Origin of the sequence: Acinetobacter puyangensis (assembly GCF_900096995.1) — a bacterium.
GTDB classification, from domain to species: domain Bacteria; phylum Pseudomonadota; class Gammaproteobacteria; order Pseudomonadales; family Moraxellaceae; genus Acinetobacter; species Acinetobacter puyangensis.
This window is the reverse complement of record NZ_OANT01000011.1, coordinates 16,349-34,081: the sequence shown is the minus strand read 5'-3', so window position 1 is coordinate 34,081 and position 17,733 is coordinate 16,349. Positions and strand designations below refer to the sequence as shown.

The 17,733-nt window shown below is 39.1% G+C and carries 15 protein-coding genes; 6 read left to right on the top strand and 9 right to left on the bottom strand.

Translation table 11 applies throughout. The features are described from left to right. Window positions 1-152: 152 nt before the first annotated feature. Window positions 153-2,864, bottom strand: coding sequence for a TonB-dependent siderophore receptor (locus tag CRO21_RS15005; RefSeq protein ID WP_097080127.1), 2,712 nt, complete (start codon window positions 2,862-2,864; stop codon window positions 153-155). A 328-nt stretch (window positions 2,865-3,192) separates the two neighbouring features. On the opposite strand from CRO21_RS15005, the gene CRO21_RS15000 reads away from it, so the two are divergent. Together CRO21_RS15000 and CRO21_RS14995 are read left to right on the top strand one after the other, a co-directional pair. Further along, window positions 3,193-3,705 (top strand): sigma-70 family RNA polymerase sigma factor, encoded by a 513-nt coding sequence (locus tag CRO21_RS15000; RefSeq protein WP_097080126.1) that lies wholly within the window; start codon window positions 3,193-3,195, stop codon window positions 3,703-3,705. Continuing rightward, a complete protein-coding gene (locus CRO21_RS14995) occupies window positions 3,698-4,669 on the top strand; it encodes a FecR family protein (RefSeq protein ID WP_097080125.1) in 972 nt (323 codons plus the stop codon). The genes CRO21_RS15000 and CRO21_RS14995 overlap by 8 nt, the downstream gene beginning before the upstream one ends. A gap of 440 nt (window positions 4,670-5,109) precedes the next feature. Here CRO21_RS14995 and tyrS read toward each other — a convergent pair whose 3' ends face one another. Then, window positions 5,110-6,324 carry a tyrosine--tRNA ligase gene (gene tyrS / locus CRO21_RS14990; protein ID WP_097080124.1) on the bottom strand — a complete coding sequence of 405 codons (1,215 nt, stop codon included), beginning with the start codon at window positions 6,322-6,324 and terminating at the stop codon, window positions 5,110-5,112. A gap of 77 nt (window positions 6,325-6,401) precedes the next feature. Between tyrS and CRO21_RS14985 the strand changes: the two genes are divergently transcribed. Both CRO21_RS14985 and CRO21_RS14980 read left to right on the top strand, forming a co-directional pair. After that, window positions 6,402-7,550: an anhydro-N-acetylmuramic acid kinase gene (locus tag CRO21_RS14985; RefSeq protein WP_097080123.1), complete on the top strand. Its 1,149-nt coding sequence runs from the start codon at window positions 6,402-6,404 to the stop codon at window positions 7,548-7,550. 123 nt (window positions 7,551-7,673) lie between these two features. Then, window positions 7,674-8,162 carry a hypothetical protein gene (locus CRO21_RS14980; protein WP_097080122.1) on the top strand — a complete coding sequence of 163 codons (489 nt, stop codon included), beginning with the start codon at window positions 7,674-7,676 and terminating at the stop codon, window positions 8,160-8,162. A 23-nt stretch (window positions 8,163-8,185) separates the two neighbouring features. Here the strand turns inward: CRO21_RS14980 and CRO21_RS14975 are convergent, their stop codons facing one another. Further along, on the bottom strand, window positions 8,186-8,521 hold the full coding sequence (locus tag CRO21_RS14975; RefSeq protein ID WP_097080121.1) for a GNAT family N-acetyltransferase: 336 nt from the start codon (window positions 8,519-8,521) through the stop codon (window positions 8,186-8,188). 373 nt (window positions 8,522-8,894) lie between these two features. Further along, the gene (locus CRO21_RS14970) at window positions 8,895-10,814 is read right to left on the bottom strand and encodes an ATP-binding cassette domain-containing protein (RefSeq protein WP_097080120.1); all 1,920 of its coding nucleotides are present in this window, start codon (window positions 10,812-10,814) and stop codon (window positions 8,895-8,897) included. Between the two features lie 289 nt (window positions 10,815-11,103). On the opposite strand from CRO21_RS14970, the gene CRO21_RS14965 reads away from it, so the two are divergent. Continuing rightward, the gene (locus tag CRO21_RS14965) at window positions 11,104-12,102 is read left to right on the top strand and encodes a putative solute-binding protein (RefSeq protein WP_097080119.1); all 999 of its coding nucleotides are present in this window, start codon (window positions 11,104-11,106) and stop codon (window positions 12,100-12,102) included. A gap of 88 nt (window positions 12,103-12,190) precedes the next feature. On the opposite strand, the gene CRO21_RS14960 is transcribed toward CRO21_RS14965, so the two are convergent. Beyond that, entirely contained in the window at window positions 12,191-12,655 is a 465-nt protein-coding gene (locus tag CRO21_RS14960; RefSeq protein WP_097080118.1) for a MaoC family dehydratase, read from the bottom strand. A gap of 189 nt (window positions 12,656-12,844) precedes the next feature. On the opposite strand from CRO21_RS14960, the gene CRO21_RS14955 reads away from it, so the two are divergent. Continuing rightward, window positions 12,845-13,474 carry a hypothetical protein gene (locus CRO21_RS14955; RefSeq protein ID WP_097080117.1) on the top strand — a complete coding sequence of 210 codons (630 nt, stop codon included), beginning with the start codon at window positions 12,845-12,847 and terminating at the stop codon, window positions 13,472-13,474. 63 nt (window positions 13,475-13,537) lie between these two features. Here CRO21_RS14955 and CRO21_RS14950 read toward each other — a convergent pair whose 3' ends face one another. From CRO21_RS14950 to CRO21_RS14930, 4 genes are all read right to left on the bottom strand, one after another. Next, complete coding sequence (locus CRO21_RS14950; RefSeq protein WP_097080116.1) at window positions 13,538-13,789, bottom strand: GlsB/YeaQ/YmgE family stress response membrane protein; 252 nt, start codon at window positions 13,787-13,789, stop codon at window positions 13,538-13,540. A gap of 374 nt (window positions 13,790-14,163) precedes the next feature. Continuing rightward, entirely contained in the window at window positions 14,164-14,697 is a 534-nt protein-coding gene (hpt, locus tag CRO21_RS14945; RefSeq protein WP_097080115.1) for a hypoxanthine phosphoribosyltransferase, read from the bottom strand. A gap of 192 nt (window positions 14,698-14,889) precedes the next feature. Continuing rightward, window positions 14,890-16,197, bottom strand: a complete 1,308-nt coding sequence (gene guaD / locus CRO21_RS14940; RefSeq protein ID WP_097080114.1) for a guanine deaminase — start codon at window positions 16,195-16,197, stop codon at window positions 14,890-14,892. 392 nt (window positions 16,198-16,589) lie between these two features. Further along, window positions 16,590-17,723: a 5-(carboxyamino)imidazole ribonucleotide synthase gene (locus CRO21_RS14930; RefSeq protein ID WP_097080112.1), complete on the bottom strand. Its 1,134-nt coding sequence runs from the start codon at window positions 17,721-17,723 to the stop codon at window positions 16,590-16,592. Window positions 17,724-17,733 lie beyond the last annotated feature (10 nt).

Genomic DNA, 17,733 nt, shown 5'->3' with positions numbered 1-17,733 from the left:
TTATAACTAATATTTTATCATTAATGATAAAATATATTTAACATATAAAATCACTAGACAATATTTATAAGCCCATGTTTAATAAAAATTATATTATTTAGTGATAATTTTACCTAATAATTTATGGCCAAATCATATTAATCCTCCTTTATTTAAAATCTAGTGCTTAATGAGAATGTGACATTAAGAGGTTCACCATAAAGACTGGATAATCGATTCTTTTTGTAGGCTTTATCAAATAGATTATTAATATTTAATCCTGCAATAATGTTTTCATTAATTTTATATCTAGCCATTAGGTCAAAAACTGTAAAACTCCCCTGATTTCCAATTAAATTTTCACGTCTTTCTTTAGTTGACGTACAACTTTCTGTACCATCCCCTTGCATCCGACAATTACTAATTCCTTGTACTGTTTTATATTTCCAACGTATAGATCCACCTAATGTTAGATCTTCTGTGGCTTGATAACTTGTAGACAAGTTGATAGCATGTTTTGGTCTTTCATAACTATAATCACCTGTTGACATAGAATATGATGCTGATCTAGCATCTCCATCTACTTGATCTATATGTAAATAGGTATAACCTGCATTAATTAACCATTCTGGTGTCAGTGATCCTTGTGCAGATATCTCAAATCCACTGATCGTAGGCCCCTCTGAAGCATATTTAATTTCACAAACAGTGCCCTCTGTGGGCGTACAGCGATATTGTTGTCCTGTTTCTGGATTTATAGGGACATTAAACATTACATAGGGATAATTATCTTCTTTCATTCTAAATATTGCAGTGGCCAAATTTAATCTATTATCAAATAATGTGCTTTTAAAACCAATTTCATAGGAATTACCTTCAATAAAAGGTAAAAATTTATCATTAATATCTTTTTCTAATTGTGTTTTATATATTCCAGTATAGCTAGCATAAGCTGTGGTATTTTCTGTGAGATTATAAATTAAACCGGCATAAGGTATCCATTTATCTTTTGGATTCCAGTCATAACTATAAATATCAGCAACCTGACCATTAAAAAGAACTTTTTCCTGTTCAATCTTATAATGATTATATCGGGTACCTAAAATAACCTTTAAATTCTGTAGTGGTTCAAGTTTTGTACTTAAAAAATATCCATATTGTTTTTCTTTATTATGATTTATTGATGCAGCTGTCCCGAATGTATCATATCCATATATTCTAGCAAACCTAGAACCTTCCTGTCTTTGTGGATAGGGCACATCACCATTCCAACCATCTAGATGAGCACAGCCATATTGAGTATATTGCATTGTACAATTAACTCGGCTTCCTCCTAGCGTTTCATATATCGGATTTTTTTGTCTTGCATCATAACCATTAATCCCTGTGGCTATCTGCGCTTCACGTCCAAATAAATCAAATTTTCCCAGCAAGGTAATATCTAGGTTTTGTACTTTGGATGCAGGATTTTCCCGACCAATACTAAAATTTGCTGTATTATATTCTTCGTTATACCACTCATTTCCTACAATTCCCCAAAGTCTATCCGGAGTGTTTTTACTATATTGATAGTTCGTAGTCAGTTTCCAGTGATCATTAAATTGATGATTTAAAGTTAAAAAGGTATTCCAGTTACGCATATGAGAATATGACCAGTCAGCTGCGGCATTCCAGCGTTTTCCACCATCAAATATCCCTGTACTAGAGTATGCATTTGTTGCTCCTGCTGTCATATGTGGACTGGCATCATCAACATCTTTGTCATACCATGTCCCACCTAAGGCTACAGTAGTTTTATCCCCAAGATCTGCCTCTACAATCCCATAGAAAATCTTACTTTCTTCCTGTATCCGGTCAATATAGCTATCGCCTTGCCCATAGGCTGCAACAAAACGCCCCCGAATACTGCCATCGCTGGTGAAAGGCTGTGATACATCCAGCTCTACTCGTTTTTTATCCCAGCGCCCATAACTAATTTTGGCACTGCGTTCTGCTTCAAGTCCCGGGCGTTTACGTACAAAGTTAATGCTGGCAGAGGGATCTCCTGTTCCGGTGCTTAGGCCGGTAGAACCTCGAGTGACTTCAACACGGTCATAAATCACCGTATCCATACCTGCTAATATTTCCATTCCACGAGAACCACTAATCAATGTCGGTGCGCCATCCACCATCACATTATTAATTTCATAACCTCGGGAATAGAATGTCGCACGTCCTGCACCCGGTACGCCATAGTTTTGTACGGTTACGCCCGGCGTGGCTTCCAATATTTTATTGACATCCGTCAGTGCCTGTTCCTCAATCTGTTTCTGGGTAATAATGGTGATGCTTTGCGGTGTATCTTTGAGTGCCAGATCCAGTTTAGTCGCACTGCTGGAACGATTGACCCCATAATTGTTTTTTGAGTCTTCTCTTGGATCATCATCTATGGCTGTCACTACAATGACAGGTAAAGCAGTAACGTGACCTTCATTGGATGTTGTCAGGTGGTTTGTTGGGTTTGTTCGAGATTGTTGTTGTATTTGCGCTGATGTTTTTTCTAATAGAACATAACCCTTATTATTCTTTTGCACCTGTAAATTTGTTTTTTTAAGTATTGTGGCAAGTCCCTGCTCGATATTATATTGTCCACTTAAACCATCACTGCTTTTGCCGGCAGTCAAACGCCCATCAATACTCATATCGATCTGCGCCTGATTGGCGAAACTATTCAGCACACGATCCAAACTCCCCGCAGCAATATTATAGGTATTAACTTGCTGTTCGCTGGCAAATGCCTGCTGGGCACAAAACGTACCGACCATCAAGAAACTACTGTGTACTGCCAATGCCAGCGCAGATACCCGAAAACCTTGCTTAACCCCACCAATTACAGTTTTTTTCATTTTAATCTCACAACGTATAAAAGATTGCTAAAAAAATTTACCTTTCACTTACTATTCCGTATGAGAATGAAAAAACCTCAATATTTTTTTAAATAATTTTTAAAATATTTCTCATTTGTATTTATACTTGTTCAAACTTTCTGAAAAAAGACAGACATAAAATATTTTTTATTAATAAAAAACAATAGACTAAAGATCAATTACCATGAGAGAATAAGATATAAATTTTTACACTGTTACGTTAACTTGGTAGAAATAGTAATTGCCTATTATAAATTTTAATGCTATAAATGATAATCATTATTATTTGCAAAATATGACAAATATTATGTCTACAATAACATCTTCCAAGCAATTGAAACTTTCACAGCTTTATCAACATCATCAGACATGGTTATATCATTGGTTGCAAAAGAAACTGGGCGGGTCAGATCATGCTGCGGATATCGCACACGATACCTGGCTGAGATTATTTCTCATGGAGAACCTCCCCCCGGATGAAATATCACGTCAATATCTGGTTAAAATTGCTAAGGGATTAATCATTGATCGCTATCGGCGTTTTTGTGTAGAGCAAGCTTATCTACAAACATTACAGGATTATCCTGCGCTGGAAGCGCCTTCCGCAGAACAGCAATACCTTATTATTGAAACCCTGCTACAATTAGATCTAGCATTGTCAAAATTACCCGTGGCAGTGAAACAAGCCTTCTTACTGCATCGACTCGAAGGCAAAACTTATAAACAAATTGCAGAAATGTTAAATATTTCTGTATCTTCTGTAGAGAAATATATTGCTCGTGCATTATTAAGCTGTATTTTGGCCATTCAGAATGAATAGTAAATTTGATGCTAAGCGACAACAGCACATCATTCCCGAAGAAATTTTATTACAGGCCAGTCAATGGCAGGCACGCTTATGGGCAGAAGATGCCAGTGAAGACGATCAACACGCCTGTCTGAATTGGCGACAGGCGCATCCCGATCACGAGCAAGCATGGCAATTATTAAATGGCTTTAACCAACAATTTGAACAAGTCCCCAAACAACAGCAAAAGATTTTATTAGGTCAAGATTCTCCTAGCCTAACTGAATGGATCAAAAAAGGCAGCGCCTTATGTGCAATTCTGGGGATCGGTTTTGTGATCTATCAACAACATTATCTGGCGATCTGGACAGCAGATTACAGCACTAAAGTGGGTGAAATCAGGCATATCCAGCTTTCAGATGGCACCCAGCTTGTTTTAGCCAGCAATAGTGCTGTAGATTTTGATGCAAATACCCGTAAAATTGATGTATTAAAGGGCCAGATCTTTGTCGAAACAGGTCATAAATATCCGCACCTCCCTGCGTTACAAGTGCATAGCAACAATACTGTGATTCAGCCACTCGGCACACAATTTACGGTCAAACAATCTAAAAAAGATTTGGCTATAGCGGTATATGAGGGCTCTGTCAAAATCAGTTCTGATCAAATCAACCCGGCGATCATTTTGAAATCCGGCTGGCAAGTTCAGTTCAACCCGGATCAGCCGCAAATCAATCCAAGTCCGGCGGATTCATTACAACTGGCATGGATTAGAAATAAACTGGTGGTTGAACAAATCCCATTATGTGATTTTCTTAAACAAGTTTCCGAATATCATCGTGGTTATATTCACTGTGATCAGACCTTACAAACACTTAAAGTATCAGGCACCTACTCTCTGGACAACACCCAACAAATTCTTGAACAAATGACACAGATTTTGCCCGTGCAGCTCAATAGTTACAGTGATTATATTGTGACCGTAAAAGCCAAATAAACTGATCTACGACAAGAATCTTGAATGGTCTTACTTATATAACAATTGAGATTGGAAAAAGTATCATTTTATTTACAATTATTTTTTAAATTAATACTATTTAATTGATTTATAAATAAATTTATTTTCTATCAATGAGCACAAATCACTTTGTCGGATTTTCTGGGATGTTCATTTTTTAAACTTGATTATTCAAATATTATCGTTTTCAATACACGGGTTAACGCCTTACGGCGTTAATGACCCGTAACAGTTAAATGTTACAAATGCCTTGGAGAGATACAATGACCCGACTTACCTTTATCATTGTAATTGTTCTCTTGGTACTGATCGCTAGATCAGCATACTAAGAAAACAAGGGTTGGGTAGTGACAGCTACCTAACCTCTCCTCCAAGTTAGATTTAATATAGAACAAAAAACAAGCAAATGCAAGATCCCATTAAGCAACAAAAGTCACTCGTGCAATGGCTTTTTTACCTGCCTGAATGACCACTGTTTTTGGCTCATTTACCGAGAATGACGCATCGACCACCTCCCCATCGACTTTTACAGCGCCTCGCGCAACAGCATCTTTGGCTTGCGCAGCATTTTTGGTGAGATTTGCCAAACGTAAGATGGAAGAAATAAAGATTTCTGTGCCATTTTCACTTAATGAAATGCTCACTTCCGGAATATCCTCCGGAATTTCACCATCCACAATACGATTGCCGGCACTCTTATGTGCATTGGCAGCCGCATCGGCATCATGGAAGCGCTCCACCAGTTCCAATGCCAAAATACGCTTGATCTCCTGCGGATTACGTCCTTCTGCCATTTCTTTAAGTAAAGCCTCAATTTCATCCATGGTTTTAAAACTGAGTAATTCAAAATAGCGTTCAATCAAACTATCCGGCATGGACAATATTTTTTGGTACATTGCACCCGGTGCATCAAACACCCCGATATAGTTCCCCAAAGATTTAGACATTTTTTTCACGCCATCCAAACCTTCGAGAATCGGTACAGTAATACAGACTTGTGGCTCTTGATCAAAACGGCCTTGTAAGGTACGTCCCATCAACAGGTTAAAGGTTTGATCAGTACCGCCAAGTTCTACATCGGCCTGTAGTGCAACAGAATCATAGCCTTGTACCAGTGGATATAAAAATTCATGGATTGCAATCGGTTGTTCACTTTGATAACGCTGGGAGAAATCATTTCGTTCCAGCATACGGGCAACGGTTTGCTGGCTTGCCAGTTGAATCAGATCTGCCGCAGATTTCTGGCTAAACCATTCCGAGTTAAACACCACTTTGGTTTTGGCCGGATCAAGAATTTTAAACACTTGTTCCTGATAGGTTTTGGCGTTTTCTTCTACCTGTTCGCGGGACAATGGTGGACGCGTCGCACTTTTACCCGTTGGATCGCCGATCATGGCAGTATAATCGCCGATCAGAAATAAAACTTCATGGCCCAAGTCCTGAAATACTTTCAGTTTATTAATTAAAACCGTGTGCCCCAGATGCAAATCTGGTGCTGTCGGATCAAAACCGGCCTTAATCCGTAAGGGACGGTTTTGTTTCAATTTTTTCAATAAATCTTCTTCAGAAACAATCTCATGTGTGCCACGTTGAATCAGGGCAAGTTGTTCTTCGGCGGGTAGAAAAGTACTCATCACAAAATCCAATAGTTATAACTTTCAATTTGTGCGATATACTAACATTTTTTTCGGCAAATGCAGGCATCGACAGCATGACTTCATTATATATTGGCGTAATGACAGGCACGAGCATGGATGGACTTGATCTGGTTGCTGCATCTTTTGATCCTTTGGCATCCTATAAAATCAAGTTACACGCCACCCTAACATTGCAATTCGAAGAAGATTTACGTGACCAGCTTATGGCACTGACTTTACCTGATGATAATGAAATTGACCGCATGGGCATTGTTCATGTGGCATTGGGTCGTATGATCGGGGAAGGCATTAATCGCCTGATTGATGAGAATCAACTGGATCGCACGAAAATTCGTGCCATTGGGTCTCATGGTCAAACTATTCGTCATCGTCCGGAAAGTGGTTTTAGCCTGCAAATTGGTGATCCGCATTTAATTACGGAATTAACCAACATTCCGGTGGTATATGATTTCCGTAGTCGTGATCTGGCAGCAGGTGGACAAGGTGCGCCACTGGTTCCTGCTTTCCATCAAACCTTATTCCAGCATGATTCCATTCATCGGGTCATTCTCAATCTGGGTGGAATTGCCAATATTACCATGCTACCAGCGGGTCAATCTGATGCTGTCTATGGCTATGACACCGGGCCTGCCAATATCCTGATGGATGCTTGGTGTGAGCGTTATACAGGCAATCCCTATGATGAAAATGGCAATTGGGCGGCCTATGGACACCCAATCCGATCATTACTAGATCGCTTGCAGGCCCATGAATATTTTTCCAAAGAACCCCCTAAAAGTACCGGACGAGAAGATTTTAATCTGGAATGGCTTGATGACCAGCTTGCCGATTGGCGCAATGAACTTGAATATGATGAATTAGAAGATACCCCGGAAAATATACAGGCAACCTTGATGAAACTCACCACAAGGGCAATCAAGAAAGCCATTTATCGTAGTAAGGACATCATGCCAACAGGTGAAGTCTATGTCTGTGGTGGTGGCGCATTTAATAGCCATCTACTGGAACAATTACGCTGGCGTTTGCGCAAACATGAATGGAGTGTACAAACCACAGAAGTGCTGGGACTCGCACCGACATGGGTGGAAGCCACTGCCTTTGCCTGGTTAGCAATGCGTTTTTGTGAAGGATTATCTGGTAATTTACCTGCGGTCACTGGTGCAAAAGGCGTTCGTGTTTTGGGGGCGATAACGCATATTTAATCAATGCAGACAAAGTAAAAAAGATAAAATTGCAATGTAATAATATTTCAAAATATTACATTTGTGCCTTTTTGAAGAGATTTATGTTATTTATACTGCCGTCTTAGATTTCATGATGTTGTTATGATTTACGATTATTCTACCTCTGAAGCCGCTTATCTAAATACTACACCTCCAGCACAAGTGATTGTCGAGTCGTCAACGCCGCATTCGGGACCGTTTAGCGGTATGCGTGGTTTGGCAGCTAAATATTTCAATCTGGATGAATTCACCAATAAGTTAAAAAATATCAATCGTCAAACCAGTAGCAGTAAATGTGCAAAAAGTATTCGTATTGCACTGCAATCTGCCGGGGCAAAAATTCAATCCCATCCCGTTGCTGCCTCAGATTGGGGAAATACCCTATTATCATTAGGATATCGTCAAATCAAACCTTCTTTTGATCAGCCCAAAGAAGGTGATATTTATATTATTCATCGCACCCAAAAGCATAAATACGGTCATATCGCAGGCTACAGTGGACAAAACTGGGTCTCTGACTTTAAACAAAGAAGTCATGATGTGTATAAAGATAAAAATGTCAGTTATTCTTATTTTAGATTGCCTCAATAATCGACATATACTTGACACGAAATCTAAAAAACCCGATTCTTTCGCATCGTCAGCACGTATAAATCATCAATCCGTGGTGTTCCTACACCTGCATCAGATGGATAAGCCTGAACCTGTCCATTGAGTTGATAACCACGTCGTTGATAGAATGCGATTAATTCCTTACGTGCGGAAAGTAACGACATTTCAATATATTGAACTGACAGATTTTCCCCAATAAATTGCTCGGCTGCTGATAGCATGGTTTTGCCAATACCCTGATTCTGATAATTAATATGGGTACTCAACATACTGATATAGGCATAATCCAGATGCTTTTCAATATGTACACAGGCTATGACTAACGCATCATCAAACATCTTTTTTGTTCAATATTAGATAAATAGAAGAAATATGAGACGTGGAAACGTCAGTTGCTTGTTCGAGGTCAGGATTACATTTTTTTAATAACGTTTTTCAATGCATTTAATTAATAATAGTATTTGACCGAGTTTGCAACTGACAAATGGTTTTGCCTACTTTTCCCGAAAGAAAAGTAGGTCGAACCGAAGGTTAATTCTAATATATGAGTAAATAATGTAAGACTCCGGCGTAACTAATCTTTTATTTTTTAATACACTGCATGATAGTTTACTTAACCTGATTGACCAAATCTATAATCGACTGAATATGCTGCGTTTGTGCCAAGATAACCTGCTTCATTGATGAACCCTTTTCCCTGTACGATTATTCCTAAAAACCGTCTTCCAGCGTTTCTAGTTCCATCATCAATTCCAGCATTTGCTCTTCCAATAGTGCCTGTTGAGTTTTTAATTCGGACTGCTCATTCATCAACTTCAATAGATCGTCTTTGCGCTGGGCCTCATACAATGCTGTATCGGCCAATTGCACATCAATCTGTAATAAACGTGGCTGAATTTTCTCAATCTGACTTTCAATTTTTTCAATATGCTTACGAATCGGACGGGTTAATTCACGGCGGCGAGCAGCTTCCTTACGTTGCGCTTCTTTGTCCACCTTTTGCACTTTAATTTCAGAAGATTGACTTTGTTGTAAGGCATTTTGTGCATTGATATGCTGTTGGCGTGCTTCTCTTAGCCATTTGGCATAATCCTGCAAATCCCCCTCAAATGCGGTACATTGGCCACCATGAACCAACAGCAAATCATCACAGACCGAAGCAATTAATTGACGTTCATGTGAAACCAGCACCACCGCCCCATCAAAGTCTTGTAATGCCATGGTTAAAGCATGACGCATATCCAGATCCAGATGGTTGGTCGGTTCATCCAGAATCAAGACATTGGGACGCTGCCACACAATCAAGGACAAGGCCAGACGTGCCCGTTCTCCACCCGAAAAGCTTTGGCACGGCGTGTCCATACGCTCACCACTAAAACCAAAACTGCCTAAAAATGAGCGTAAAGCAGCTTCAGAAATACTTTTATCAGCAATTCGGGCAAGTTGTAACATCGGGCTGGCTTGATCATCCAGTGCATCCATTTGATGCTGGGCAAAATAACCGATATTGAGTAATTCCGATGCCTGACGTTCACCCGCTAAAAGCGGTAAATCGCCGACCAATGATTTAATTAATGTTGATTTGCCTGCCCCATTCATCCCGAGCAAACCCAAACGGGTACTTGGAGTAATTTGCAGATTAATTTTTTCAGCAATCACTTTGCCTGCATAACCTATACTTGCATCATGCAACATCAATAACGGTGAACTCATTTTGGACGGTTCACGAAAACTAAAGGTAAAAGGCGTATCCACATGTGCAGGTGCAAGTGTTTGCATCCGTTCCAGTTGCTTAATACGGCTTTGCGCCTGCCGTGCTTTGGTCGCTTTGGCTTTAAACCGGTCAATAAATTTTTGTAGATGTGCCCGAGTTTCTTGCTGTTTTTCAAATGCTTGTTGATGTTGTGCCAGACGCTCGCTACGCGTGGTTTCAAACGTAGAATAATTACCGGTATAAAGCGTCAGCTCACCATTCTCAATATGCAAAATATGATCGGTGACCGCATCGAGAAAATCTCGGTCATGCGAAATCAGTACCAATGTACCGGAATAAGCCTTCAGCCAGTCTTCCAGCCATAAGATCGCATCAAGATCCAAATGGTTGGTCGGTTCATCAAGTAATAATAAATCGGAACGACTCATCAGGGTTCGAGCCAGATTTAAACGCATCCGCCAACCACCGGAAAAACTTTTTACTGTGTGGCTAAGTTGTTGCTCCATAAAGCCCAGACCAGCCAATAATTGTGCTGCTTTAGCAGGCGCTGCATAACCATGAATCTCATCAAAACGGCCATGTAAATGCGCCAGTTGATCTGTGCTTAAACGATCACTGTCTTGCAATTGTTGCCAGATCGTCCAGTATTCATCATCGCCCGCCAGCACAAAATCCAGTGCAGTAACATCAAGTGCTTCGATTTCCTGGGCCATATGCGCCACAGTCCATGTCTGCGGACGAATAAGCTCACCTTCATCGGCACTGAGTTGCCCCAATAAAGCTGCAAATAGGGATGATTTTCCTGCACCATTTACCCCGGTTAGACCCACTTTCCAGCCAGGATGAATTTGCATGTTGGCATGTTGAAACAGTGCACGGGAACCACGTCGAATCGCTAAATTTTGCAGTTGTATCATTACGAGTAGGATAATTATCAAGACTGGGGCATTGTAATCAATTTCTGGAGTGTATAGAAATTATATTCGTACTCAAATAAGCCTGTGACGAATCAAAAAATCTGAGACAAACAAAATAAAATGATCATCGAGCGTGAATTTCATCAATATTTAAAGGAAATTGTACAAAAAGCTGCTAATTTTGGAGTAATTACTCTATTCTTTTCAGGATTTGCAATATATTATTTTAGTGTGTTGGATAAGGATCTTTTCCTCCCAAAATAAAAAATCTGATTAGGATGATTGAAAGATGAAAAAATTGGCTCTTGTGATAATGGCAACCTCAGCTTTTGCTGCAGTCAGTAATACTCAAGCAGCGACCGTGTGTGTTTTCGATTTATTAGGTGCGCAAGGTGAATCATATCAACAATTGAAAGAATGGGCCTTACAAGCCAAAGCTTGGGGTGCAGATGTCAGTTTAAAGCCCTATACCGATGAACGCGTTGCAAATGAAGATTTTAAGGCTGGGAAATGCGATGGTGTCAGCCTAACCGCAATGCGAGGTCGTGAATATAATAAATTTGTTGGTTCCATTGACTCTATCGGTGGCGTTCCCAACAATAAAGTGGCGCAAAGTGCCATTAGCTTTGCCTTAAATAGCCGTAATGCAGCCAAAATGGTTAGTGCAAACAAACGTTATGAAGTTGTCGGTATTGCACCAATGGGGGCTGCTTACTTATTCGTTAATGACCGTAGCATCAATACTGTAGCAAAAGCTGCCGGTAAAAAAATTGCTGTGCTAGATTACGATCAGGCCCAGAAAAAGATGGTTCAACAGATTGGTGCACAACCTGTTTCTTCTGATGTTACAAATTTTGGTTCAAAATTCAATAACGGACAGGTGGATATTATTGGTGCGCCAGCCTATGCATTCAAACCCCTGGAATTATATAAAGGTTTAGGGTCCAAGGGCGCCATGGTCAACTTTCCAATCCTGCAAGTTACCGGCAATGTTATTGTAAATCCAAGTAAATTCCCTACTGGTTTCGGACAAAAATCCCGTGATTGGTTTGTAAAACAGTTGCCAAAATCCTTTAGTACCATTGCCAAACTCGAAGCTGCGATCCCGGCAAAATATAAAATGGACATTCCTGCCGGAGATAAAGAAGGCTATCAAAAATTGATGCGTGATTCCCGTATTGCGTTGACCAAACAAGGTATCTACGATGCCTCAATGACGGCTGTTTTAAAACGTGCGCGTTGTAGTGCCGAACCTTCAAACTTTGAATGTTCACTTGCAGGCGAATAAAGACAGGATTTCTATCTAAAATTAAAAAAGCTTAGTCCAACTTGACTAAGCTTTTTTTATGTCTGATCTCATTTCGCACTGAACTGATTTAATATTCAGGTAAATTGGGCGCTTCCTTACTCCAGACCAGTACATTGGTGGTTGATTGTTGTACAACCTGTCCATGCTGATTTTTCGTTAAAGTCAAATAGGACACTACACCCTGTAGTGGTTTGGATTTCGAGCGTCGAATATCTGTAATTTCGACTTCAATATGCAGACGATCATTGACGCGTGTTGGCAATTTCCACTGTATATCACCACCAAAGCCAACCAATCCACCTGCGAGTGGCATACATTCTGTCCAAAGGCGCATGGTAATGGCTGCGGTTTGCCAGCCACTCCCTGCTAAACCCTGAAAAATCGGATGCTTTGTTGCGGCATCTGCATCTAAATGAAAAGGTTGCGGATCATATTCCTTTGCAAAACTTTTTATTTTTTCTTCTGTTAATTCATATTCACGACTAACAAAACGATCACCGACGTTTAAATCTTCCAAATACAATTTCTGCATAGCAAGGTATCTATCAAAATACACTATTAAAAACTATACAATGTTTAAAATCTATTTTGGTTAAAATTTTCATCAATTTAATAAAAACTGATAAATCCATCAAATTTTTACTTAAAAAATAAAAACTTAAGTCACCAACCTGTCATTTTAGCTTGCTAATTTAAATCAAAAATTTTGTGAAGTATTTTTATGTATCACTACAAACGTACTATCTCAGGTACAGAAGAGCTTCAGCAAAGACGTTTGCGATTATCTGCACGTGCCCGTACTTTATTATTGCTATTAGAATCGGATGATCTTAAACAACACCATTCAGAAGCGTATAACAAGATTGCCAGTATCGAAAACTATCAAATTTTACTGCAATTGGGACTAATCTACGCTGTTAAAACAACAAGTTCAGATCGAACTTTAACAATGCAACACGTTACGTGTATCTCAAAATCTGAGTCATCAATAGCACAAAATAGCTCGGAATCTAATGAAACCATAAATGTTGCTGAAAATTCTGTTAAGCAGTCTGTAGTTGAACAATCTGTAATTGTAGAAAAAATTGAACAACCTGTTGTAGAGATTATCAGTGAATTACCGATATTAAGCTTTGAGGAAATCAAAATTTTAATGCAACAAACCTTAAAACAATATGCCGGGTTAATGGCAAAAAATTTAATTATTGCAATTGAAAATGCGAAAAATATACAAGATATCAAAAAACATCAAAGTAACTGGTTAACCACACTATTTGAAACACGAATTTCTCGTCAGCAATTGACGTCACTGATGCAACATATTAATCAGAGTATTGAGCAAATAAATTAGGGCTGATTCGACTTTCTACTAAACTAAAGAAATTTTCCTCAAGCCCTAATGAATTTAAAAAAATTAAGCTTTCTTACTGATCAGGTTATAAATAAACAGAATCACGATTGCGCCAACAACCGATGCAATAAAGCCAGCCGCTTCATTCTCTGCATACCAACCCAATGCTCGACCACCATAGGTCGCAGCAAGAGAACCTATAATCCCCAGTAAAGTGGTGACAATGAAGCCTGCTTTATCCTCTCCAGGATGAATGGCTCTTGCAATAAGACCTGCAATAAAACCGATAATAATGGCCCAAATTAAAGACAGCATATTATGTTTCTCCCTTTATGTTTTGTGTACAAGGGTCTGTTGATATTTCATAAATGGATTGCGTTGTCGGCTAAAATTTCTTCAGACTAGGCATGAAACGCAGGTAATAGTGGTTCTATTAGCAAATTTCATAACGACGTATGAGGGAATTTTAACCACAACCCTTCGGGACAGGGTTGTTTTTTGATGCTACGTCGTTATGAATAGTTCATTTAGAAAAACTAAATCTCACTATTCATGCCTAGTATCACCCAAAAAACAGCCACTGTCGCAATCATAGACGAAGTGTCAACAGACCCCCAAAGTATTCAAGAAACACATTAAAAAATATAGGGAAAATTTGCACTTTTATGTAGCGTTATTGTGCATAAAAATCAATCTATTTCTAGAATATGTGCAATAAAAGGCAAATGGCGATATTTCTGTGCATAATCTAGTCCATAACCCACAATAAACTTATCTTCAACCTCAAACCCTATAAATCTCACCGGAATATTAATTTCACGACGTGAGGGTTTGGAAATCAACGTACACAATTCGATACTGTTCGGTTCTCGGGTTTTTAAAATTTCAATCACTTTACTTAAGGTATTGCCAGAATCGATGATGTCTTCCACAACCAGAACATCTTTACCGCGAATTTCGCCATCCAGATCTTTTAAGATTCTGACATCACGGGTCGATTTGGTTTTGGTACCGTAACTTGACACCGTCATAAAATCCAGTTCGTGGGGCTTATCAAGATAACGGCATAAATCTGCCATAAAAATAAATGATCCACGCAGTAAGCCAATCAACACCAGCTCTTTATCGCTATTTTGATAGAACTGATTAATTTTCTCAGCCATGTCTTCTATTCGTTGTATAATTTCCTGTTGAGAAATCATTACTTCCATTTGTGCAGCCATGGCTTACCTTTCGTTGTCTATGGATGGTACGAGGGATATTTTAATGCAATCATGCACAATATTCATGACTAATCCGCTTTAGTTGGTGGATTTTTTTGCGATTGATCCTGTTTAAGCAAAAGCAAGACACACATAACGCCCACCAATCCAGCAATTCTCTTGATTGAATTTGATTTTGCACTCTTTGTTTTCTCATTCACGCTGATAAACCTTTTGTCCATATACATAGGTTGCCAATACATTACGATCATCACCAAGGGTAAATAAAGCAAATAATTTGTCTTCAATATTTTTTGTGGTGCTTTGACGTAACTGTTGTAGTACCGTGGCATTTAAATCCAAGACCACAAAATCTGCTTCTTTACCAACATTAAAGTTACCTAGCTTATCGTCTAAATCCAATGCCTTTGCGCTACCAAGTGTTGCATGATAAAACGCTTCAAATGCAGAAAGACTATAGCCTTGTAACTGCTGAACCTTATATGCCTCATTTGCAGTTTGTAATAAGCTAAAGGATGTACCTGCCCCAATATCGGTACCCAATCCCAGCTTGACCTGTTTTTGCCATGCAGTTTTTAGTGGAAAAAGACCACTGCCTAAAAATAAATTTGAGGTTGGACAAAATGCAATGGCGGAATCGGTGGCATGCATGCAATCCCACTCCTGCTCTTCCAGATGTACACAATGCGCAAACACCGATTTTTTACCGGTTAAACCGTAATGATCGTAAACATCCAGATAACCTTTTTGTTCTGGATACAATTCTTTTACCCAAGCAATTTCATTTTTATTTTCGCTTAAATGTGTATGTACATACACATCAGGAAATTCCTGTTTTAATTGTCCTGCTTTTTTCAGTTGCTCAGCTGTCGATGTCGGTGCAAATCGCGGGGTAATTGCATATAAAGCACGCCCGTTATTGTGCCATTTTTCAATCAGTGCTTTGGAGTCATGGTAACTAGATTCTGCGGTATCCAGCAGCGCCTCAGGAGCAAAACGATCCATCATTACCTTACCGGCAATAATACGCATATTATATTTTTCTGCTTCTTCAAATAAGGCATCCACCGATTGTAATTCCACAGTACAAAATACCAAAGCAGTAGTAGTACCGTTTTTCAATAATTCCTGAATAAAAATTTTGGCAATTTTATCGGCATGATCCCGATCCTGAAACTGAATTTCTGTTGGAAAAGTATAGGTATCCAGCCATTCCAGCAACTGTTCGCCATACGCACCAATCATTTCGGTTTGCGGATAATGAATATGCGTATCAAGAAAACCCGGAATAATCAACTGATCCGGATAATGTTCCACGTGGAACGAATCCGTCACATATTGTTGCCCTTCCTGCCACTCACCAAACCAGCTAATTTTCCCATCCTGAATCAATAATAGACCATCTTTTAGATAACGTACCTGATCTGCAATATATTCTGCTTGCTCAACCAATTGCTGTATATCCAGAAATTGACTGCGAATGGCGACATTAGACTTCATGATGTTAAAACCTTAAATGTGATAATTTAATCATAGTAAAAATATTCTAGGCCGTTATAGCATATAACTTCCGCTATGTTTTTGTATCAACCCAAAAATATTTATAAAGCAATATTTTTGCCACAATATAACAAACAGATGAAAAACAATATTTATAATCATTTTAAAATAATGAATATAAAAATCCGTGTATCTAATAAGAATGTTAATAATGAATATGCGAAAAGAAAAGGACAGAAAATCGTAGGCAAAAAAAACGGTAACAGGGGTGTGTTACCGTATAAACTAAAAAGCAGTTCTAATAAAACAAAGTATAGCAAATCACTCAGGATTTGCAAGAAATAAATGCGATTTATGTTAACTAAATTGCATTATATGTTTATTTTTTAGACCTAGTCGACATTTATTTGAATTTTTTCTGTTAAAGCTAAGGGTTCTGGTAAGATTTTTGCCAGTTGAGTACACAAAGAAGTCAGATCATTACTATCCATTGGCATCAAGGTAATATGTCCAATTTTTCGTCCAGTGCGTTCAGATTTATCATAAAGATGCAGATGAGCACCGGACAAAGCCAATACTTCTTCAGTTTTGGGATATTGACCAATGATATTGATCATCACAGTTGGTCGAACCGTCTGTGTTGAGCCTAAAGGTAAACCCGCGACTGCACGAATATGGTTTTCAAATTGAGAACAAACAGCGCCTTCAATCGACCAATGTCCAGAATTATGAACTCGAGGTGCCATTTCATTGGCATATAAACCCTGTTCTGTGACAAATAATTCCAGTGTCAACACGCCCACATAATTGAGGTGATGCAATAAGCGGGTAATATAATCCTGTGCCACAGGCTGCAAGTCTTGACTATCTGGTGCAGGTACAATGGAATGAGATAAAATGCCATGATGATGATGATTTTCAGCAAGATCCCAAGTACGTACCTCACCATCCTGTCCACGTACCGCAATAATGGATACTTCCCGAGAAAATTGTACAAAACTTTCTGCAATCAAACTTTTTGCAGGGCCCAATTCTGCCCAAGCCTGTTCAATCTGATCAGCTTCACGCAATACGAACTGCCCTTTGCCATCATAACCACCGGTTGCAGTTTTAAGCACAATCGGTAAGCCTAGATCGGCAACAGCCTGTTTTAAACTGGCTAAACTATCAACAGCACGATAGGCTGCAACAGGAATATTTAACGCATCAAACAGTGCTTTTTCCAAAAGACGATTTTGTGCAGTTGCTAACGCCGGACGAGGTGGGAACAGACTTTTGTTCTGGCGTAAAACATCGACATCAGCAAGCGGTGTATTTTCAAATTCCAGACTAAATACATCGGCACTGGCAATAAAATCCTGTAAACCATGGTCTGTCCGAGATGAGATGACACGACCTAAAGCTGCCGCAGGACAATCTGTTTTTGCTTCAAAAAAAGTACATTTAATATTTAATGGTAAGGCAGCTTGGGCCATCATTCGACCCAATTGACCCCCACCAAAAATACCGATTGTGGTTGTTGTCATGTTGAATCGT